The following is an 18,040-nucleotide window of genomic DNA, read 5'->3' as shown; positions in this document are numbered from 1 at the left end:
CCCCCTAGGCGCCCCGCTCAAGCCCAGCGCAGCGTGCCGTGCTGCTGCGCACCACCAGGGTCGTCGCCAGTTCCACCCGGGTCGCCGCCGGGTTTCCGCCCTCGCGGCCCAGGTCGAGCACCAGCTTGGCCGCGGCCTCGGCCATCTCCGTCAGCGGCTGTCGTACGGTCGTCAGCGGCGGCCCCACCCAGGGCGCCACCGGCAGGTCGTCGAAGCCGACCACGCTCAGGTCCTCCGGGATGCGCAGCCCCAGTTCGCGGGCCGCCTCGTACAGGCCGAGCGCCTGGAGGTCGTTGCCGGCGAAGACCGCGGTGGGCCGGTCGGGGCGGCGCAGCAGTTCCAGGCCCTGGCGGTAGCCGGTCTCGTGGTGGAAGTCGCCGGCCATGATCAGTTCGGGGTCGACCGGCAGCCCCGCGGTCTCCAGGGCCGCCCGGTAGCCGTCGACACGGGCGCGGCTGCACATCATGCGGGAGGGCCCGCTGATCGCGCCGATCCTGCGGTGGCCCAGTTCGACCAGGTGCCGGGTCGCGGCGAGCCCGCCCTGCCAGTTGGTCGCGCCGATGGAGGGCACGTCGGCGCCCGGATCGCCGGCCGGGTCCATCACCACGAACGGGATCGACCTGCTGCCCAGCAGCGCGCGCTGGGACTCGTCGAGCCCGGACAGCACGAGGACCACCCCGTAGGGGCGCCGGGCGGCGACCTGGTCGGCCCAGGTGCGCCCGGGGGTGAGCCGTCCCGCGCTCTCGCTGAGGACGACGCTCAGCCCGGCGTCGCGGGCCACGTTCTCCACGCCCCGGATGACCTCCATCGCCCACGCGCTCTCCAGCTCGTGGAAGACCAGGTCGATCAGGGGGGAGCGGCTGGCCTCGGCACGCCGGCGCCGGTAGCCGTGCGCGCGCAGCAGGTCCTCGACGCGGGCGCGGGTCGCGGGCGCGACGTCGGCCCGCCCGTTGAGGACCTTCGAAACTGTCGGCGCCGAAACGCCGGCCTCCCGGGCGATCTCGGCGAGCGTGGCGGTCTGCGGCGACCGGCCGGCCGTCGAGGAAGTCGGGGAAGTCGTCCGGGTTTCAGCGGGCTCCGGGGGTGTCATGGCGGCGATCGTATCCCTGCGCGACCTCTTGACGAACCCTCCTGACAGCCCTAGGTTCCCAAAACATTCGGATTTAGCATCGAAACATTCGCGAAGGTCGTCGACCGGACAGTCGAGCCCGACAGGAGTTACATGACCACCGCGCCCTGGCGTGACCCCGCCCTGACCGCCTCCGCCCGCGTCGACGACCTCCTCTCCCGGATGACCCTGGAGGAGAAGACCGCCCAGCTCTACGGCGTGTGGGTGGGCGCCAGCACGGACGGGGACGGAGTCGCCCCCCTCCAGCGCGAGATGACCGCCGACTACGACTGGGACGAGCTGATCACCCGGGGTCTGGGCCAGCTCACCCGCCCCTTCGGCACCGCCCCCGTGGACCCGGCGCTGGGCGCGCAGGCACTGGCCCGCGCCCAGCGCCGTATCGCCGAAGCGGGCCGTTTCGGCATCCCGGCGCTGGCCCACGAGGAGTGCCTGGCCGGCTTCACCACCTGGCGTGCCACCGCCTATCCGGTCCCGCTCGCCTGGGGCGCGAGCTGGGACGCCGAGCTGGTCGAGGAGATGGCCGGCGCCATCGGCCGCGACCTGCGCGCGGTCGGAGTCCACCAGGGACTGGCCCCCGTCCTGGACGTCGTCCGCGACCCGCGCTGGGGACGGGTCGAGGAGACGATCGGCGAGGACCCGTACCTGGTGGGCACGATCGGCGCCGCCTATGTCCGGGGCCTGGAGTCGGCCGGGATCGTCGCCACGCTCAAGCACTTCGCCGGGTACGCCTCCTCGGCCGGCGCCCGCAACCTCGCGCCCGTGCGGGCGGGCGTGCGCGAGTTCGCCGACATCACCCTGCCGCCCTTCGAGTTCGCCCTGCGCGAGGGCGGGGCCCGCTCGGTGATGGCCGCGTACACCGACACCGACGGTGTCCCGGCCTCCGCCGACCCCGGCCTGCTGACCGAACTGCTGCGCGAGGAGTGGGGGTTCACCGGCACGGTGGTCGCCGACTACTTCGGCGTCGGCTTCCTGCAGACGCAGCACCGGATCGCCGGCACCGAGGCGGGCGCGGCGCACGCGGCCCTGGCGGCGGGCCTCGACGTCGAACTGCCCACCCTCAAGTGCTACGGCACCCCCCTGATCGAGGCCGTCCGCGCGGGCGAGGTCCCCGAGTCCCTGATCGACCGGGCGGCCCGCCGGGTCCTGCTCCAGAAGTGCGAGCTGGGCCTCCTGGACGAGGACTGGGCCCCGGAGTCCGCCGAGCGGATCGACCTCGACTCGACGGCCAACCGCGCGCTGGCCCGCCGCCTCGCCGAGGAGTCGGTGGTCCTCCTCGACAACCCGGACGGCCTGCTCCCGCTGGCCCCCGACACCCGGATCGCGGTCGTGGGCCCCCGCGCCGCCGACGCCCTGGCCATGCTGGGCTGCTACTCCTTCCCCTCCCATGTGCTCACCCACCACCCCGACATCCCGATGGGCATCGAGGTCCCCACGGTCCTTCAGGCGTTGCGCGCCGAACTCCCCGACGCCAAGGTGACGTTCACCGAGGGCTGCGGGGTCGACGACCCGGACACCGCCGGCTTCGAGGAGGCGGTGGCCCGGACGGCCGAGGCGGACGTCTGCGTGGCGGTCCTCGGCGACCGGGCGGGCCTGTTCGGCCGGGGCACCTCGGGCGAGGGCTGCGATGTGACGGACCTGCAACTCCCGGGCGTCCAGGGCGCGTTGCTGGACTCCCTGGTCGCGACCGGCGTCCCGGTCGTCCTGGTCCTCCTCACCGGCCGCCCCTACGCGCTCGGCCGCTGGCACGGTCGGCTCGGCGCGGTCGTCCAGGCCTTCTTCCCCGGCGAGGAGGGCGGCCCTGCGGTCGCCGGAGTCCTCTCGGGCCGGGTCAACCCCTCGGGCCGCCTCCCGGTGAGCGTCCCGCAGGTGCCCGGCGGCCAGCCCTGGACCTACCTCCAGCCGCCGCTCGGCCTCGCGGGCGGGGTCAGCAACCTGGACCCGACCCCGCTGTACGCCTTCGGACACGGGCGCTCCTACACGGAGTTCGCGTGGGAGGACTTCACCGGTGAGGCACCGGCGGAGATCGGCACGGACGGCACGTACGACGTGTCACTGACCGTGCGCAACGCGGGCGACCGCGCGGGCGCCGAGGTCGTCCAGCTGTATCTGCACGACCCGGTGGCGTCGGTGACCCGCCCGGACGTCCGCCTGATCGGCTACCGGCGGCTGGAGCTGGACCCGGGCGAGTCCCGCCGGGTGACCTTCCGCTTCCACGCCGACCTGTCCGCCTTCACCGACCGCAAGGGCCGCCGGATCGTCGAACCGGGCGACCTGGAGCTACGGCTGTCGGCGTCGAGCGCGGAGACCCGGCACACGACCAGGCTGCACCTGACGGGCCCGGTGCGGGAGGTGGGCCCGGACCGACGGCTGCGCTGCGAGACGCGGGTGTCGTAGGAGCCGCCGTCACTCCACCGACTCGAACCGCCACCGGTGCACCGCCCGCGCGACCAACTCGCCGCCCGGCTCCGGGAGTTCGGGCAGCTCGGCGTCGTAGGCCGCGTCCCACCACGTGATGACGAGGACGCGGTCCTGCGGTCCCCGGAGGGTCTCGCGGCGCACCGGCCGTACCGGGAGCTCCTGTCGGCGGGCCCAGGCGAGCAGGTCCTCACCGCGGCCCTCGACCGCCCGGGCCTCCCACATCAACGCGACCGTCACGAGTAGAGGTTCTCCTTGCTGACCTCGTGCACGTGGTCGTGGCCCGGCACGTGCGGGTCGGTCACCGGGAGGGAGGAGTCGGCGGAGAGGTCCCAGCTGGAGGCGGGGCGGCCCCGGGCCACCATCTCGGCGCCGAGGGCGGCCACCATCGCGCCGTTGTCGGTGCACAACTTGGGCCGGGGCACCCGGAGTCGGATACCCGCCGCCTCGCAGCGTTCCTGGGCCAGCACCCGCAGCCGCGAGTTCGCGGCCACACCGCCGCCGATCATCAGGTGGTCGACGCCCTCGTCCTTGCAGGCCCGTACGGCCTTGCGGGTCAGCACGTCCACCACCGCCTCCTGGAAGGAGGCCGCCACGTCACGCACCGGCACCTCCTCCCCCGCGGCCCGCTTGGCCTCGATCCAGCGGGCGACCGCCGTCTTCAGGCCGGAGAAGGAGAAGTCGTACGCCGGGTCGCGCGGCCCGGTCAGGCCGCGCGGGAACGCGATCGCCGACGGGTCGCCCTCGCGCGCGTACCGGTCGATGACCGGGCCGCCCGGGAAGCCGAGGTTCAGCACCCGGGCGATCTTGTCGAAGGCCTCGCCGGCCGCGTCGTCGATGGTCGCGCCCATGGGACGGACATCGGAGGTGATGTCCGAGGACAGCAGCAGGGACGAGTGCCCGCCGGAGACGAGCAGCGCCATCGTCGGCTCGGGCAGGGCCCCGTGCTCCAGTTGGTCCACGCAGATGTGGGAGGCGAGGTGGTTGACGCCGTAGAGGGGCTTGCCGAGGGCGTAGGCGTACGCCTTCGCGGCGGAGACCCCGACGAGGAGCGCGCCGGCGAGCCCGGGGCCCGCGGTGACGGCGATGCCGTCGAGGTCGCGCGCGCTCACCCCGGCTTCCTTCAGCGCCCGGTCGATGGTGGGGACCATGGCCTCCAGGTGCGCCCTGCTCGCGACCTCCGGCACCACACCGCCGAACCGGGCGTGCTCGTCGACGCTGGACGCGATGGCGTCGGCCAGCAGGGTGGTCCCCCGGACGATGCCGACGCCGGTCTCGTCACAGGAGGTCTCGATACCCAGGACAAGCGGTTCATCAGCCATTGATCTCAGTTCCTCGTTCGGATGTCGAACCCGCGGCGGAGCCGCTGTCGGATGCAGTGGTCAGTCGCATGACCAGGGCGTCCACGTTGCCCGGCTGGTAGTAGCCGCGCCGGAACCCGATGGCCTCGAAGCCGAAGCGCTCGTAGAGCTTCTGGGCGCGGATGTTGTCGATCCGGCACTCCAGCATCACCTCGGCGCACTCGAAGGCGGTCGCGGCCCTCAGCAGCTCGGTCAGCAGGGTCGCCCCGAGTCCGGTGCCCCAGTGGTCGCGGGCGACGGCGATGGTCTGGACGTCGGCCAGCTCACCGGCGGAGGCGAGCCCGGCGTACCCGACGATCCGCTCGCCCTCCTCGGCCACCACGTACCGCCGGGTGGCCTCGGGCCCGCGGGAGTGGGCGAGTTCGGACCAGAACATGCCCCGGGACCAGGCGTCCTCCGGGAAGAGGTCCTTCTCCAGCTCCAGGACGGGGTCGATGTCCCACCAGCGCATCTCGCGCAGTACGGGACTCACGGGTGCGGTCACTTGGGGGTGACCACCTTGTAGTTCTTGGGGACCTGCGCGTCGGGCCGCCGCAGATACAGCGGCCGCGGGGCGGGCAGCTCCTCCCCGGCCTCGATCCGCTCGGCGGCCAGGGCGGCGAGCGCGGCGGCGGACACGTGCTCGGGCTCGCGGGCGTCGGGGAAGGTGTCCGGGTAGAGCAGCGCCCCGGCGCCGAGGGCGGGCAGCCCCTGCACCCGCTCGGCGATGTCGGCGGGTCGGTCGACCGCGGGATCGCCGACGCGGGTGCGGGGGTCGGAGTAGGTGGCCCAGTAGACCTCCTTGCGCCGCGCGTCGGTCGCCACGACGAAGGGGCCCTCGACGTCGGCCGCGTAGGCGAGTCCGTCCAGGGTGCACACCCCGTGCACGGGGATGCCGAGCGCGAGCCCGAAGGTGTCGGCGGTCATGAGGCCGACGCGCAGCCCGGTGTAGGGCCCGGGTCCGATTCCCACGGCGATCCCGGTGACCGCGTCCAGCTTCACCCCCGCGTCGGCGAGCACCCGGTCGACGGCCGGCAACAACAGCTCCCCGTGCCGACGCGCGTCCACCTGACTGAACGAGGCGACGACGTCCCGCCCGTCATGCAGGGCGACGGTCACGGCGGGGGTGGCGGTATCCAGAGCGAGCAAGAGCACGCAAACAGCCTACGGCTCCGGGAGGTCCCGGGTGGCCGCAGGCCGCCAGAGGCACTCGGGGGTGTACCGGCGGCACCCGGCCCGTCCGCTCGCGCGCGGCCGGGCGCGACGGCGCGGAACGCACCCGGCGAGCTGCTACGGTCGCCACAAATCAGGACCAAGCACTCCAGAGGTGACCGGTGGCAACCAGCAACGCGGCTTTCGTGACCGCCCTCACCGCGGCGGCCCTCGCGACGGTCGGCTTCCTCGCCTACCAGGCGTCCGCGACGGTCCCCGGCAGGGCCCACACCGGTGGCACCCCCGCGGCCGTCGCCTCGAAGGTCCCCCGCGACCAGCGCGACCCCGCCGCCCTGCCGCCGGGCTCGGGCGCCGGCGAGCGCGTCGTGTACTCCCTCGACGACAACCGCGTCTGGCTGGTCGGCCCGGGCGACCGGGTCACCCGCACCTTCAAGGTCATTCCCGGCACCATCGACCCCGCCCCCGGCGTCTACACGGTGACGTCCCGTTCGAACTCGGTGACCGGCACCGACGGCACGCCCATCGAGCACGTGGTCCGCTTCACCAGCGTCGACGGTGTGGCGATCGGGTTCAGCGCGGCCGTGGAGAAGGCGGGGCCTCCCGCCCCCATGACCGCCGTACCGACGGGCGGCATCCGGGAGTCACGCGAGGACGGCGACGCGATGTGGGCCTTCGCGACGATCGGCGCGAAGGTCGCGGTCATCCACTGACCCCGCCGGTCATCCACCGACCCCGCTCAGGCCGCCTTCGGGCGCTCGGCGGCGGCCTCCCGCGCCGTGCCGGTGGCAGCCGCCCGCGCGGTCCCCGGGTCGGGCACCCGAGGCGGTGTGGAGACGGCTTCCGCCGCGGCGCAGGACGCCAGCAGATCGCGCATGGACACGCCGCCGACGATCGCGTACGGCTGCGGCTGGGGCCGGTTCCCGGTGGCCGACATGGACGCCTCCTGAAGTTCGGGGGCGGCGTAGTTAGGTAGACCTAACTACGAGCTGGGTACCATGTGACCACGCACGACACGTCCAATGCAATATCTTGCCGACCGATTGTCGGAACGTTCACGGAAACCGCCCGCCGGACGGGGCACCGGGCTCTCAGGCCGTGAGCACGCCGAGGTCCGCAGCGGCCCACCGCTCCCCGACCGGCGTCAGCGTCACGTGCCGCACCTCGTCGGTCGTGTCGCCGACCGCCCGGTGGATCCGCACCTGGAGCCGGTCCTCGGTCAGCTCCTCGACCTTGCCCTCGCCCCACTCCACGACGATCACCGACTCCGGCAGCGAGACGTCGAGATCGAGGTCCTCCATCTCGTCGAGCCCGCCGCCCAGGCGGTACGCGTCCACGTGGACCAGCGGCGGACCGTCCCCCAGGGGCGGGTGCACGCGGGCGATCACGAAGGTCGGCGAGGTGACGGCACCCCGCACCCCGAGCCCCTCACCGAGTCCGCGGGTCAGCGTCGTCTTGCCCGCGCCGAGCTCCCCGCTGAGCATCACGAGGTCCCCGGCGCGCAGCAGCTTGGCGAGCTTCAGGCCCAGCTCGCGCATCTGCTCGGGGGAGGTGACGGTCAGCTCGGTCTCAACCGGGTTGCGCGGTACTGCTTCCATAACCGCCAACGGTAGCCCCTGCGGGCACGGCACCCGCGCGGGTGAGCAGGTCGGCGAGGCGGTCGGTGACCACTTCCGGGTGTTCCAGCATGACGAGGTGCCCGGCGTCGGGCACCAGCACCAGCTCCGCCTCCGGCAGCAGGGAGGCGATCGCCTCGCTGTGCTCGCTGGGCGTGACCATGTCGCCCACGCCGGCCAGCACGAGCACCGGCTTGTCCGCGAAGTGGGCGAGGGCGGCGGTCTTGTCGTGGTTGTCGAACGCCGGGTAGTACTCGGCGACGACGTCGATGGGGGTGCCCTCGATCATCCGCTCGGCGAACCGGACGACGGCCGGGTCCACGTCCCGGGAGGCGAAGGAGTACCGCTTGATGATCCCGGCGAACAGGTCGGCGGTGGCCCGCCGCCCCTTCTCCACCAGGTCGGCCCGCTGCCCCAGCGCCTTGAGGACGCCCGGCAGCACCCGCCGTACGGCGTTGACGCCGGCGACGGGCAGCCCGAAGTTGACCTCGCCGAGCCGCCCGGACGACGTCCCGACCAGGGCGACCGCGACCACCCGGTCGCGGATCAGGTCGGGGTACTGGTCGGCCAGGGCCATGACGGTCATCCCGCCCATGGAGTGCCCGACGAGCACGATCGGCCCCTGCGGCACGGCCGCGTCGATGACGGCCTTCAGGTCCTGCCCGAGCTGCTCGATGTCGACCGGCACCCCGTCCTGCACCTGCCGCACCCCCCGCCCGGACCGCCCGTGGCTGCGCTGGTCCCAGTGCACGGTCCGTACGACCCCCCTGAGCGCCGCGCGCTGGAAGTGCCAGGAGTCCTGGCTGAGGCAGTAGCCGTGGCTGAAGACGACCGTGACGGGAGCCGGGGCCTTGCGTCCGAACAGCCGGCGCCGGCGCGGTGACAGCGCGGGCGCGGCCTCCGGGTCGACGTCGTCGACCTCGTAGTACAGCTCGGTGCCGTCGTCGGCGTACGCCTTGCCGGGGGTGCCGCGCAGGGCGCCGTACGGCCCGGTCGCGTCGAGGGCGAGCCGCGCCCGCTGCCGCATTCCGCGTCCGACGGTGAGCCGCTCGATGGCCACCCCGGCCGCGGCTCCGGCGGCGACCACGCCTATCGCGGCGCCCGCGATGCCGGTCGCCCGGCGCCAGCCGCCCCCCGCCGCCGCGGCGGAGGCGAGGGCCACCGACGCGGCGGCGTCGACGACGGCCTCCGCACTGCTCTCGCTCACGTACCGCTCCTGTTCGCTGGGTCGGGTGACGGTCAGGTCATACCGGTGTCGCGGGACTCGCTGTTCTCGCACGCACTGTGCGGTTACCCCGCTTGTTGCTCGTTCACGTAGACGCGCGGAACGCGTGTTCCGATGCGGGTCACGATCTCGTACGCGATGGTGCCCGCGGCCTGCGCCCAGTCCTCGGCGGTGGGCTCGCCCCGGTCACCGGGGCCGAAGAGCACGGCCCGGGTGCCGGCGGAGGGCTCGTCGCCGCCGAGGTCCACGACGAACTGGTCCATGGCGATCCGCCCGGCCACCGTGCGCCACTTGCCGTCGACCAGCACCGGTCCGGCGCCGGAGGCGTGCCGCGGGATGCCGTCCGCGTAGCCGACGGGCACCAGGCCGAGGGTCGTCTCGCCGGGGGTGACGTAGCGGTGGCCGTAGCTGACGCCATGGCCGCCCGGGACCCGCTTGACCAGCGCGATCGACGCCGACAGCGTCATCACCGGGCGCAGTCCGAAGTCGGCGGGGACGCCGAGCTCGGGGCTGGGCGAGATGCCGTAGGTCGCGATGCCGGTGCGGACGAGGTCGAAGTGGCTCTCCGGGAGGGTGAGCGTGGCGGGCGAGTTGGCGATGTGCCGCACCTCGGGGCGCACGCCCCGGTCCTCGGCGTACGCCAGCATCTCCCGGAAGAGGGCGAGCTGGGCGGTGATGGAGGGATGCCCGGGCTCGTCGGCGCAGGCGAAGTGCGACCAGAGCCCGGTGACGCGCAGGAGCCCCTCGGACTCGGCGCGCAGGGCCTCGGCGACCAGTTCGGCCCAGTCCTCGCCCGGCTGGCAGCCGCCCCGCCCGAGGCCGGTGTCGGCCTTGAGCTGCACGCGCGCGGGGACGCCGGCGTCGCGGGCCGCCGCGACGAGCTCGCGCAGCGCCCACATCCCGCTGACGGACACGTCGAGGTCGGCCTCGATCGCCTCCCGCCAGGGGCCGCCGGGCGTCCACAGCCAGCACATGATCCGCCCCGGCAGCCCTGCCTTCCGCAGCGCCAGAGCCTCCTCCGGCGTGGCGGTCCCGAGCCACCGCGCGCCCGCCTCGACCGCGGCGCGGGCACAGGGCACCGCGCCGTGGCCGTACGCGTCGGACTTGACCACGGCCATGAGCTCGGATCCCGACGCGCGGGCGCGCAGGGTCCGCACATTGGCCCGCAGCGCGGCCAGGTCGATCTCGGCGCGGGCGCGCAGCGGTGCGGTCGGGGCGGTTGCTGTCTCGTTCATGGCGCCCCCAGTGTCTCAGAGGCGACCGACACCGCCGATGAGCACGTCCCGGGACGCCTCCACGCGTGCGTGTGTCACACGGGTCAAAGGATCAGACCGTGCCGGGCCAGGTACTTCACCGGATCGATGTCGGAGCCGTACGGGCGCCGGGAGCGCACCTCGAAGTGCAGGTGCGGGCCGGTGGCGCGCCCGGTGGCGCCGCTGCTCCCGAGCCGGGTGCCGGCCTTGACCTTGGCGCCCCGCGCGACCGAGATGCGCGACAGGTGGGCGTAGACGACGTACCGGGAGTCGCTCAGCTTGATCGTCACGGCCTTTCCGTACGACCCCGACCAGCTGGCGAGGACCACGACGCCGGTGCCCACCGCGTAAACCGGGGTGCCCTTCGGCACCGCAAGATCCACTCCGGTGTGGTAACCGGCCAGCCAGTTCCCCCGCACCCGGTAGCGCATGGTCACCCTGGCCCGCTTCCGGATGGGGCGGCACCACTTGGCCGGTGCGAGGGAGCGGTCGCTGACCTCGACGTCCTCGGCGGCCGCCAGCAGTTCCTCGAATTCCTCGTCGAAGTCGCTGCCGCAGTTGCCGCCGGACTCTTCCTCTAATGGTTCCGGGTCGTCCCCGCGGAAACCGAGAACGGGACTCCCCAGAACGACTGCCGCTCCTCCCAGCAATTCACGCCGGGTGGTGCCGCGTATATTTGGCTCATCCATGCGGCCAGCGAAACATCGCCCTTTCGGCTCCGCATATTCGACCGACCGGTATTGGTCCCATCAGGTACTAGTTCGCGCCCATGCACCCGTCTGCCGGGCGCGGTCAGGCGTCCGTCACGTCCCGCCAGGCCGCCGGTACGGCCTCGGCCACGTCGTGCGCGCCCACCGGGGCCCCGTCCGCCGCGAACCGTCCGGCGAGCCCGTGCAGGTAGGCGCCCACGCTGCCGGCGTCCAGAGCGCTCAGCCCGGACGCGAGCAGGGACCCCGCGAGACCCGAGAGGACGTCCCCGCTGCCGGCGGTGGCCAGCCATGCCGTGCCGGTCGGGTTCACGCGTACGGCCCCGCCGCCCGCGTCGGCGACCAGCGTGGTCGAGCCCTTGAGCAGCACGGTCGCCTCGTAGCGCCCGGCGAGTTCTCGAGCCGAGGCGAGCCGGGCCCCCTCGACCTCCTCGCGCGGCACCCCGAGGAGCGCGGCGGCCTCTCCGGCGTGCGGGGTCATGAGGGTCGGCGCGGTACGCGCGCGTACGGCGTCCCGGTCGGCGAGCCGCAGCCCGTCGGCGTCGACGAGCACCGGCACGTCCGACGCCAGCACCTCCCCCACGGCGGAGGCGTCGTCCCCGGCCCCCGGTCCGACGACCCACGCCTGCACCCGCCCGGCCTGCTTCGGCCCCCGGTCGGAGACGAGGGTCTCGGGGAAGCGGGCGATCACGGCGTCCGCGGCGGGCCCGACGTACCGTACGGCGCCGGCGCCGCCCCGCAGCGCCCCGTACACGGCGAGCACGGCGGCTCCCGGATACCGCGCGGACCCGGCCGCGATCCCGACGACGCCCCGCCGGTACTTGTCGCTCTCGCCGCTCGGCACGGGCAACAGCCGCCGTACATCGACGTGTTGGAGGGCTTCCAGCTCGGCCTGGGCCGGGAGGGCGAGCCCGATGTCGACGAGCCGCACCGATCCGGCGTACTCCCGCGCGGGATCGATCAGCAGCCCCGGCTTGTGCGTCCCGAACGTGACGGTCAGGTCGGCCCGCACGGCCGCGCCGCGCACCTCCCCGGTGTCCGCGTCGACCCCGCTGGGCAGGTCCACGGCGACGACGGCGGCGCGGGACCGCTCGGCCGCCTCGGCCAGCCGGGCCGCGTCGGGTCGCAGTCCGCCCTTGCCGCCGATCCCCACGATCCCGTCGAGGAGGAGGTCGGCCTGCTCGATCAGCCGCTCGGCGCCGTCGACCCCCACGGCCCGCCCCCCGGCCCGCCGCAGCGCGGCCAGCCCCGCGGAGTGGGCGCGTTCGGGCGCGAGCAGCACGGCGGCGACCCCGGCGCCCCGGCGCGCCAGGCGGGCCCCCGCGTAGAGGGCGTCCCCGCCGTTGTCCCCGCTCCCGACGAGCAGCACGACCCTGCGGCCGTACACCCGCCCCAGCAAGTCCGCGCAGGCGGCGGCGAGCCCGGCGGCCGCCCGCTGCATCAGCGTGCCCTCCGGCAGCCGTGCCATCAGCTCCCGCTCGGCGGCCCTGACCGTCTCCACGTTGTACGCAGTACGCATGGGGTCGAGTCTCCCCCGTCGATGTCGATGTCTGTCACCGGTCGATGTCTGTCACCGGGAGCGCTTGCGGCGGGCGGCGGTCACCAGCATCCAGACCACGACGAACACGATCACCGCGACGATCACCCAGGTGGGAACTCCGCCCAGGCCCTTGTAGGCCAGGGCGACGCCGTCTGTCGCAGCCGCCATGGAATACCTCCTCAGCAAGGGCGAACCGGCCCGGCGGGACGTGCCGCCATACAGCCGACTTCCCTCTTGGCCCGGTCCCATGGCCCCTGCGCCTGACGCACCAGCAGATCGCCCCGCACCCGCGTCGGCTCCTCACCTCTCCCCTCGCCTGCGGCGCAGATAGTCCCGGAATCCCGTGCCCTGCAACCACATGCCCAGTACCGCCACCGCTGCCACGACGACGATGAGTACGACGAGGCCGAATTGGTTCACCTGTTCCTCCTTTGCCGGGGGAGGCGATGTCGATGTCGTGAGGGTCGGGAACGGCCGAGCCTCGCGTTCGTGCGGCCGATCGTCACCGCGGGTCCGGTCGACCGTGGCGAGCCCGGTTCGCCCAGGACCATCCGAAGAAGAGGGGGACGAGGAGCGCCACCAGGAGCACGATGCCGAGAACGGTGCGTGCGGCGCCGTTCATGCTGTCCTGAGCCCAGGGCACGAACACGAAGAGCACCACGCAGAAGGCGGCGATTCCTGCCAGGACCACCGTCAGGCGACCACGGTAAGAGTTCATGCGGACCTCCCGGTGAGGCGTTGCGGGGACCTCCCAGGAGCCGACGGCACCGGGTCCGGGGAGGCAACGGTCACGCCCCGGTGCGGGCCGCCTTCAAACTCTTGGTGACAGCGCCGGCGCCCCCGGACTTGGTCTCCTCTCCGGAGGGGTCGGGCTGGGTGAAGCGGCCGAGCTGGGGGTCGTAGTAGCGGGCGCCCATCTTGTACAGGCCCGTGGGGTCGAGGTAGGCGCCGCTGTAGCGGCACGACTGCGGGGCTGCCTCGGTGGTCGTGCCGCGGGGCAGGCCGGTGGGGCCGTAGGCGTAGGTGTGGGTGCGCTTGCCCGCGTCGTCGACCAGGCCCGTGACGTTGCCGGTGCCGTCGGTGAGGTAGTAGTAGGACTTCCCCCAGTCGTCATGGAGTTCCAGGTGCCCGCCGGTTCCCGGATGAATCCGGTGTCGACGCCGTTGGCGGTCGTGGACGCGAGCCCCAGTGCCGTCTGGTGGAACCAGGGCGAACCGAGCTTGGCGCGCTCGGAGTTGTCGGGGTGGCGCCCGCGGTGCCGGAGGTGGTCTGGTACGCCGTCACCGACGCGGTCGCGCCCAGCGGGAGCTTGGCGGAGGTGGCGTTGTTGCGGGAGTCCCAGCCGTAGGTGGTGGTGTTGCCGCCGGTGCCGTCGCTGCCGCTGCCCATCGCGTCCGTGGCGGTCTGCACCAGGTGGTTGACGTACTTGCTGTGGCGGGAGTGCTGGAGCGGGTCGGTGACCTTGGTGACCTCGCCGTCCGCGTTGTGCGTAAGGAGCACACAGGTCGGCCCGCCGTGCCCCGGAAGGTCCTGTGCATGCGGGGTGGAATCAGTCCCACCTCTTCGGTGCGGAATACCGGGACGAAAGCACCTCGTCGGGCCGGGAAGTGGCGAGGAACGATCAGCTCCGGCCCGTGAGGGGGCAGCGCGCTTGTCCGAAAGCGCAATCTTGGCCAGGCTCAGGCCAGGTCAGGCCAGGAAAGAAGGCCCAGGGCGTTCACTTCCGGCCAAATTCAGTCCCGTTCCCCACCCGAAACGAAAGCGCTCACCTGGCACCTTCACGTACTTGTGGGCATATGCCCGGACCTGAGGTCGTCTCAGACGTCACGGCCGCCCCATCCCACCCCTGTGCGGAACGCCCTACAAACCGCACACTGAGGGCGTTTCGGCGAGCGCAGCCGCATCCGCATCCCTGGCGGCGGCCGTCGCCCATCCCGTGGAGGACGTTCCCGCGATGATCGATCCGGACAGACCCGACGGGCCCCTCGCCCTGGCCGTCCGCTGGGCCGGGCGCCTGCTGTGCTGGAGCCTGGCCGCCGCCATGGCCACGGCCGCGGTCGACGTCACCGCCTCCCCGCACGCCGGCTGGTGGCACACCCTCTGGCCGCTGCCCTGGTACCTCACCTGCGCGTCAGCCGTCGCCTGGGCCGCGCTGCGCGCTCGCGAGAAGTCGACCGGCGGCGGTCGCCGCGATCCCCTGAGCGAACAGGACGTCCACACGGACTGGGACCAGGCGGCCTGAGAGCCGACGCGGGGAGGTTTCGGTGACCTCGGTTAAGTCGGTGGTCACCCCTCCGTGATCACCACGGCCGACACGGGGAGGCGTCGGTGACCTCGGTGACCTCCCTGGTCACCCCTCCGCGATCACCACGGCCGACGCGACCCCGGCGTCATGGCTGAGCGACACGTGCCACGACCGCACCCCGAGCGCGGCAGCCCGCGCGGCGACGGTCCCGGTGACCCGCAGCCGCGGCTGCCCGCTGTCCTCGACGTACACCTCGGCATCGGTCCAGTGCAGCCCGGCCGGAGCCCCGAGGGCCTTGGCCAGGGCCTCCTTCGCGGCGAACCGGGCGGCGAGCGAGGCGACCCCCCGCCGTTCCCCGCTGGGCAGCGTCAACTCACTGTCCAGGAACAGCCGCCGGGCCATCCCCGGCGTACGCTCCAGCGACGCCGCGAACCGCTCGATCTCGGCGACGTCGATTCCGACCCCGATGATGCTCATCCGGGCACTTTACGATCCTCTCGGCACCGTCGCGGTCAGCTCTGACCGGGCGTCATCACCGGAGCGGTCGTCTGCACGGGATCACCGGGCTTCCAGGCACCCGATGTCCACTCCGGGGTGGGGGTCGGCCGGGGCGGTGCGGGGGGAGGCGTCGGGCCGCGGTTGGGGTTCTGGGGGAGGGTGCCGGATCCGCCGCCCGAGCCGCCCGCGGTCGTACTGGAGCCACTGGAACCACCGGTACGGGTCGATCCCACGGACCCACCCCCCCTGGGACGAGGAGGTCTGCGCCTTGCGCGTCGGCGCGGACGTCGGGGTTTTCGAAGGCGTGGGGGACGCGGAGGGGGATTCACCAGGGGAGGGGGACGCCGAGGGCTTGGCCTTGAGGGCATCCGCGGTCGGGGACGCCGAGCTCACCGGCGAACGCTCCGCGCCCTCCGAGTCGGCCGAGCATCCGCCCACGCACAGGACGGTCAGGACCGTGGCCGGCCCGAAGGCGGCGAAGACACCAAGTGGACGTGCCGGACGCACGGGACCCCCATGTTCATGAACCAGAGCAAGGAGAGTTTTAAGCCGTCTTTACACCGTCCACAAGAGCCTCATGACTCACACAGGCCGAAGTGACCATGATCACGCCAGATGTCCATGTCGAGGAGACCGCTCACCGTGCAGCTTGAGACGACCGGCACAGCCACCCGCTACCTCTATCTCGTACGGCACGGCGAGGCGTTGCCGGACGAGAGCGAACTGTCCGGGGCCGGCCGTCAGCAGGCCACTCTGCTCGGTCGACGCCTCCAGGACATCCCGTTCACGGCCGTTCACCATGGCCCGCTGCCGCGGGCGGCACAGACCGCCCGTCTGATCCACGACCAGTTGAAGAACGTCCCCCTGCGCGTCTCGGAGGCGGCGGGCGACTACGTGCCTTACGTCCCCCAGAAGGCCGAACTCCCGCCCGATTCAGCCGACTTCTACCTCCGCTTCCTCGCCGACACCACCGACGAGGAACGGGAACAGGGCGCCGCGCTGGCCCGCCGTGCACTCGACCTGTTCACCGGCCCGGTGGACGGCGAGGAGGACCGGCACGAGCTGGTCGTGACCCACAACTTCCTCGTCGCCTGGCTCGTCCGGGATGCCCTGCACGCCCCGAAGTGGCGCTGGCTCGGCCTCAACCACGCCAACGCGGCGCTCACGGTCATCCGTTACGCGCCCGGCCGAGCGGCCTCCGTCCTCGTCTCCAACGACATGCGACACCTGCCCACGGAACTGCGCTGGACGGGCTTCCCTCGGGAGCTGCACGTCTGACCGCGCCGGTCAGGCCGCGGCGAGCTCGCACCACACGTACTTCCCCCGGTTGCCGTGTCTGGCCAACGGCTGCCACCCCCACAGGTCGGCACACGCCTTCACCAACGCCAGCCCTCTCCCAGCCTCCTCCAGTAGATCCAACTCCCCTGGCGGCTCGGGAGGTTCGGGCTCCGCGTCCCACGCCCCGATCCGCAGCACTCCCACCGACCAGCGCACCCGCAGCGCGGCCGGCCCTTTCGTGTGCCGTACGGCGTTCGAGACCAACTCCGCCGCGAGGAGCTCCGCGGTGTCGGTCAGGCGGATCAGGCCGTGCATCGTGAGGATGAGCCGGAGGGTACGGCGGGCGACGGTGACGGCTCTGACGTCGTTCGGGATGTACAGGGTGTACTCCCAGGGATCGTTTTCGGGCATGCGAAGAACTCCGTTCAGATGAGGGTTGGTTGCGGTGGCGGTGTCGCATCCGTGATGGCATGACGGAGCGGTGCTCTTCCGCAGAGTGACGGCTGCGTCACCGACGGTAGGGCTAACATGTGGACCGTAGCAAGCGGATCACGTGAGCCGCCCCCGAACGAGGAGCAACCCATGGTCCTGAGGCGCGAACCCACCGCACGCCAGGTGCGGCTGGGGACCGAACTGCGCAGACTCCGCGAAGCGGCGGGACTCACCGCTATCGAGGCCGCAGCACTGCTCGGGGCGAACCGCGCCCAGATGAGCCACATCGAATCCGGGCTCGCAGGCGTGAGCGAGGATCGTCTACGCCGCCTCGCGAGCCACTACGCCTGTACGGACAAGGAGTTCATCGAAGCGTTGGTCGCGATGGCCACCGACCGGACCCGTGGCTGGTGGGAGGAGTATCGGGGCCGCCTGCCCACGTCTTTCCTGGACTTGTCCGAGCTGGAGCACCATGCCCGGTTCCAGCACCACGTTGCCGTCCTGTACGTGCCGGGGCTGCTACAGACGGAGGACTACGCCCGCGCCGTCTTCTCGGACAGACTGCCCGAACTCACCGATGACGAGATGGAGGTGCGCATCCAGCACCGGAAGGCACGGCAGCAGATCACCATCCCGTACAAAGCGGTGATCCATGAGGCCGCGCTTCGGATCAGAGTCAGCGACCGCACCGCATCGAAGGCCCAACTCGCCCGGCTCCTTGAGATGTCCGAGGCGGACCACATCACGTTGCGTGCCATCCCCTTCGACCTGGACGGCTTCGCCAGAGCCTCAAGCACCATGACGTACGTGGGCGGCCCTCTGCCCAAGCTGGACACGGTGGTCCGGGACACGCCCCATGGCTCAATCTTCATCGACGCCGAGGCCCAGCTCGGCAGTTATCGAACGCGCTTCCATATGGTGGAGGCCGTATCACTCGAACCGGACCAGACTCGTGACTTCATCCACGGGCTGGCGAAGGAGCTGTGAGGGACCTCATGGACAACTGGCGGAAGTCGTCCCACTCCGGCGGCGGCGACGGTAACGAATGTGTCGAGATAGCCAACTCCCGCACCCACATATCCATCCGCGACTCCAAGACCCCCACCACCGCCACCCTCACCTTCCCCCTCGCCTCCTTCACCGCCTTCCTCGACACCCTCAAGAGCGGCCGTAACCCCGTGTAACGTCGGTG

23 protein-coding genes are annotated in these 18,040 nt (G+C 72.4%); 6 read left to right on the top strand and 17 right to left on the bottom strand.

Going from position 1 to position 18,040, the window contains the following annotated elements:
• Nucleotides 1-4: 4 nt before the first annotated feature.
• Complete coding sequence (locus tag ABZ098_RS07285; protein WP_356588123.1) at nucleotides 5-1,090, bottom strand: LacI family DNA-binding transcriptional regulator; 1,086 nt, start codon at nucleotides 1,088-1,090, stop codon at nucleotides 5-7.
• A 132-nt stretch (nucleotides 1,091-1,222) separates the two neighbouring features.
• Here ABZ098_RS07285 and ABZ098_RS07280 point away from each other — a divergent pair, with 132 nt between their 5' ends.
• On the top strand, nucleotides 1,223-3,523 hold the full coding sequence (locus ABZ098_RS07280) for a glycoside hydrolase family 3 N-terminal domain-containing protein (protein WP_356588121.1): 2,301 nt from the start codon (nucleotides 1,223-1,225) through the stop codon (nucleotides 3,521-3,523).
• Between the two features lie 9 nt (nucleotides 3,524-3,532).
• Here the strand turns inward: ABZ098_RS07280 and ABZ098_RS07275 are convergent, their stop codons facing one another.
• From ABZ098_RS07275 to tsaB, 4 genes are read right to left on the bottom strand one after another with little or no spacing between them, the layout of a single operon-like run.
• Nucleotides 3,533-3,784 (bottom strand): hypothetical protein, encoded by a 252-nt coding sequence (locus ABZ098_RS07275; RefSeq protein WP_356588119.1) that lies wholly within the window; start codon nucleotides 3,782-3,784, stop codon nucleotides 3,533-3,535.
• Nucleotides 3,781-4,866 (bottom strand): tRNA (adenosine(37)-N6)-threonylcarbamoyltransferase complex transferase subunit TsaD, encoded by a 1,086-nt coding sequence (tsaD, locus tag ABZ098_RS07270; RefSeq protein WP_356588117.1) that lies wholly within the window; start codon nucleotides 4,864-4,866, stop codon nucleotides 3,781-3,783. Before tsaD ends, ABZ098_RS07275 begins: the two co-directional genes overlap by 4 nt.
• On the bottom strand, nucleotides 4,859-5,389 hold the full coding sequence (gene rimI / locus ABZ098_RS07265) for a ribosomal protein S18-alanine N-acetyltransferase (protein ID WP_356588115.1): 531 nt from the start codon (nucleotides 5,387-5,389) through the stop codon (nucleotides 4,859-4,861). The genes tsaD and rimI overlap by 8 nt, the downstream gene beginning before the upstream one ends.
• Nucleotides 5,386-6,039 carry a tRNA (adenosine(37)-N6)-threonylcarbamoyltransferase complex dimerization subunit type 1 TsaB gene (gene tsaB, locus ABZ098_RS07260; RefSeq protein ID WP_356588113.1) on the bottom strand — a complete coding sequence of 218 codons (654 nt, stop codon included), beginning with the start codon at nucleotides 6,037-6,039 and terminating at the stop codon, nucleotides 5,386-5,388. The genes rimI and tsaB overlap by 4 nt, the downstream gene beginning before the upstream one ends.
• A gap of 179 nt (nucleotides 6,040-6,218) precedes the next feature.
• On the opposite strand from tsaB, the gene ABZ098_RS07255 reads away from it, so the two are divergent.
• A complete protein-coding gene (locus ABZ098_RS07255) occupies nucleotides 6,219-6,767 on the top strand; it encodes a hypothetical protein (RefSeq protein WP_356588111.1) in 549 nt (182 codons plus the stop codon).
• Nucleotides 6,768-6,793: 26 nt separating this feature from the next.
• On the opposite strand, the gene ABZ098_RS07250 is transcribed toward ABZ098_RS07255, so the two are convergent.
• From ABZ098_RS07250 to ABZ098_RS07205, 10 genes are all read right to left on the bottom strand, one after another.
• The gene (locus ABZ098_RS07250; RefSeq protein WP_356588109.1) at nucleotides 6,794-6,991 is read right to left on the bottom strand and encodes a hypothetical protein; all 198 of its coding nucleotides are present in this window, start codon (nucleotides 6,989-6,991) and stop codon (nucleotides 6,794-6,796) included.
• Nucleotides 6,992-7,145: 154 nt separating this feature from the next.
• Nucleotides 7,146-7,652, bottom strand: coding sequence for a tRNA (adenosine(37)-N6)-threonylcarbamoyltransferase complex ATPase subunit type 1 TsaE (tsaE, locus tag ABZ098_RS07245; protein ID WP_356588107.1), 507 nt, complete (start codon nucleotides 7,650-7,652; stop codon nucleotides 7,146-7,148).
• A complete protein-coding gene (locus ABZ098_RS07240; protein ID WP_356588105.1) occupies nucleotides 7,624-8,877 on the bottom strand; it encodes an alpha/beta hydrolase in 1,254 nt (417 codons plus the stop codon). Before ABZ098_RS07240 ends, tsaE begins: the two co-directional genes overlap by 29 nt.
• Before the next feature lie 83 nt (nucleotides 8,878-8,960).
• Nucleotides 8,961-10,130: an alanine racemase gene (gene alr, locus ABZ098_RS07235; RefSeq protein ID WP_356588103.1), complete on the bottom strand. Its 1,170-nt coding sequence runs from the start codon at nucleotides 10,128-10,130 to the stop codon at nucleotides 8,961-8,963.
• A gap of 83 nt (nucleotides 10,131-10,213) precedes the next feature.
• Entirely contained in the window at nucleotides 10,214-10,837 is a 624-nt protein-coding gene (locus ABZ098_RS07230; RefSeq protein ID WP_356588101.1) for a M23 family metallopeptidase, read from the bottom strand.
• Between the two features lie 103 nt (nucleotides 10,838-10,940).
• The gene (locus ABZ098_RS07225) at nucleotides 10,941-12,374 is read right to left on the bottom strand and encodes an NAD(P)H-hydrate dehydratase (RefSeq protein ID WP_356588099.1); all 1,434 of its coding nucleotides are present in this window, start codon (nucleotides 12,372-12,374) and stop codon (nucleotides 10,941-10,943) included.
• A 51-nt stretch (nucleotides 12,375-12,425) separates the two neighbouring features.
• Nucleotides 12,426-12,563, bottom strand: a complete 138-nt coding sequence (locus tag ABZ098_RS07220) for a hypothetical protein (protein WP_356588097.1) — start codon at nucleotides 12,561-12,563, stop codon at nucleotides 12,426-12,428.
• 334 nt (nucleotides 12,564-12,897) lie between these two features.
• The gene (locus ABZ098_RS07215) at nucleotides 12,898-13,113 is read right to left on the bottom strand and encodes a hypothetical protein (protein WP_356588095.1); all 216 of its coding nucleotides are present in this window, start codon (nucleotides 13,111-13,113) and stop codon (nucleotides 12,898-12,900) included.
• Nucleotides 13,114-13,183: 70 nt separating this feature from the next.
• The gene (locus tag ABZ098_RS07210; RefSeq protein WP_356589331.1) at nucleotides 13,184-13,396 is read right to left on the bottom strand and encodes an RHS repeat-associated core domain-containing protein; all 213 of its coding nucleotides are present in this window, start codon (nucleotides 13,394-13,396) and stop codon (nucleotides 13,184-13,186) included.
• Nucleotides 13,397-13,505: 109 nt separating this feature from the next.
• A complete protein-coding gene (locus ABZ098_RS07205) occupies nucleotides 13,506-13,895 on the bottom strand; it encodes a hypothetical protein (protein ID WP_356588094.1) in 390 nt (129 codons plus the stop codon).
• A 454-nt stretch (nucleotides 13,896-14,349) separates the two neighbouring features.
• Here ABZ098_RS07205 and ABZ098_RS07200 point away from each other — a divergent pair, with 454 nt between their 5' ends.
• The gene (locus ABZ098_RS07200) at nucleotides 14,350-14,637 is read left to right on the top strand and encodes a hypothetical protein (protein ID WP_356588092.1); all 288 of its coding nucleotides are present in this window, start codon (nucleotides 14,350-14,352) and stop codon (nucleotides 14,635-14,637) included.
• 108 nt (nucleotides 14,638-14,745) lie between these two features.
• Here ABZ098_RS07200 and ABZ098_RS07195 read toward each other — a convergent pair whose 3' ends face one another.
• Nucleotides 14,746-15,117 carry a holo-ACP synthase gene (locus ABZ098_RS07195; protein WP_053846761.1) on the bottom strand — a complete coding sequence of 124 codons (372 nt, stop codon included), beginning with the start codon at nucleotides 15,115-15,117 and terminating at the stop codon, nucleotides 14,746-14,748.
• A gap of 663 nt (nucleotides 15,118-15,780) precedes the next feature.
• On the opposite strand from ABZ098_RS07195, the gene ABZ098_RS07190 reads away from it, so the two are divergent.
• Nucleotides 15,781-16,416, top strand: a complete 636-nt coding sequence (locus tag ABZ098_RS07190) for a histidine phosphatase family protein (RefSeq protein ID WP_356588090.1) — start codon at nucleotides 15,781-15,783, stop codon at nucleotides 16,414-16,416.
• A 9-nt stretch (nucleotides 16,417-16,425) separates the two neighbouring features.
• Here the strand turns inward: ABZ098_RS07190 and ABZ098_RS07185 are convergent, their stop codons facing one another.
• Entirely contained in the window at nucleotides 16,426-16,827 is a 402-nt protein-coding gene (locus ABZ098_RS07185) for an ATP-binding protein (RefSeq protein ID WP_356588088.1), read from the bottom strand.
• 171 nt (nucleotides 16,828-16,998) lie between these two features.
• Between ABZ098_RS07185 and ABZ098_RS07180 the strand changes: the two genes are divergently transcribed.
• Nucleotides 16,999-17,835 (top strand): helix-turn-helix transcriptional regulator, encoded by an 837-nt coding sequence (locus tag ABZ098_RS07180; RefSeq protein ID WP_356588086.1) that lies wholly within the window; start codon nucleotides 16,999-17,001, stop codon nucleotides 17,833-17,835.
• An 8-nt stretch (nucleotides 17,836-17,843) separates the two neighbouring features.
• Entirely contained in the window at nucleotides 17,844-18,032 is a 189-nt protein-coding gene (locus tag ABZ098_RS07175) for a DUF397 domain-containing protein (RefSeq protein ID WP_356588084.1), read from the top strand.
• Nucleotides 18,033-18,040: the final 8 nt, after the last annotated feature.

Source organism: Streptomyces sp. NPDC006335, from assembly GCF_040612795.1.
In the GTDB taxonomy this organism is placed as follows: domain Bacteria; phylum Actinomycetota; class Actinomycetes; order Streptomycetales; family Streptomycetaceae; genus Streptomyces.
The sequence above is the reverse complement of the archived record's forward strand: the minus strand, read 5'-3'. Positions and strand labels throughout refer to the sequence as shown.

Excerpts from the sequence above, each read along its gene's own strand:
- ABZ098_RS07230 (WP_356588101.1), bottom strand. The coding sequence starts at position 10,837 with ATGGATGAGCCAAATATACGCGGCACCACCCGGCGTGAATTGCTGGGA.
- ABZ098_RS07285 (WP_356588123.1), bottom strand. The coding sequence starts at position 1,090 with ATGACACCCCCGGAGCCCGCTGAAACCCGGACGACTTCCCCGACTTCC.
- ABZ098_RS07220 (WP_356588097.1), bottom strand. The coding sequence starts at position 12,563 with ATGGCGGCTGCGACAGACGGCGTCGCCCTGGCCTACAAGGGCCTGGGC.
- tsaD (WP_356588117.1), bottom strand. The coding sequence starts at position 4,866 with ATGGCTGATGAACCGCTTGTCCTGGGTATCGAGACCTCCTGTGACGAG.
- alr (WP_356588103.1), bottom strand. The coding sequence starts at position 10,130 with ATGAACGAGACAGCAACCGCCCCGACCGCACCGCTGCGCGCCCGCGCC.
- ABZ098_RS07180 (WP_356588086.1), top strand. The coding sequence starts at position 16,999 with ATGGTCCTGAGGCGCGAACCCACCGCACGCCAGGTGCGGCTGGGGACC.
- tsaE (WP_356588107.1), bottom strand. The coding sequence starts at position 7,652 with ATGGAAGCAGTACCGCGCAACCCGGTTGAGACCGAGCTGACCGTCACC.
- ABZ098_RS07280 (WP_356588121.1), top strand. The coding sequence starts at position 1,223 with ATGACCACCGCGCCCTGGCGTGACCCCGCCCTGACCGCCTCCGCCCGC.
- ABZ098_RS07185 (WP_356588088.1), bottom strand. The coding sequence starts at position 16,827 with ATGCCCGAAAACGATCCCTGGGAGTACACCCTGTACATCCCGAACGAC.
- ABZ098_RS07195 (WP_053846761.1), bottom strand. The coding sequence starts at position 15,117 with ATGAGCATCATCGGGGTCGGAATCGACGTCGCCGAGATCGAGCGGTTC.
- ABZ098_RS07175 (WP_356588084.1), top strand. The coding sequence starts at position 17,844 with ATGGACAACTGGCGGAAGTCGTCCCACTCCGGCGGCGGCGACGGTAAC.
- ABZ098_RS07225 (WP_356588099.1), bottom strand. The coding sequence starts at position 12,374 with ATGCGTACTGCGTACAACGTGGAGACGGTCAGGGCCGCCGAGCGGGAG.
- ABZ098_RS07200 (WP_356588092.1), top strand. The coding sequence starts at position 14,350 with ATGATCGATCCGGACAGACCCGACGGGCCCCTCGCCCTGGCCGTCCGC.
- ABZ098_RS07215 (WP_356588095.1), bottom strand. The coding sequence starts at position 13,113 with ATGAACTCTTACCGTGGTCGCCTGACGGTGGTCCTGGCAGGAATCGCC.
- ABZ098_RS07250 (WP_356588109.1), bottom strand. The coding sequence starts at position 6,991 with ATGTCGGCCACCGGGAACCGGCCCCAGCCGCAGCCGTACGCGATCGTC.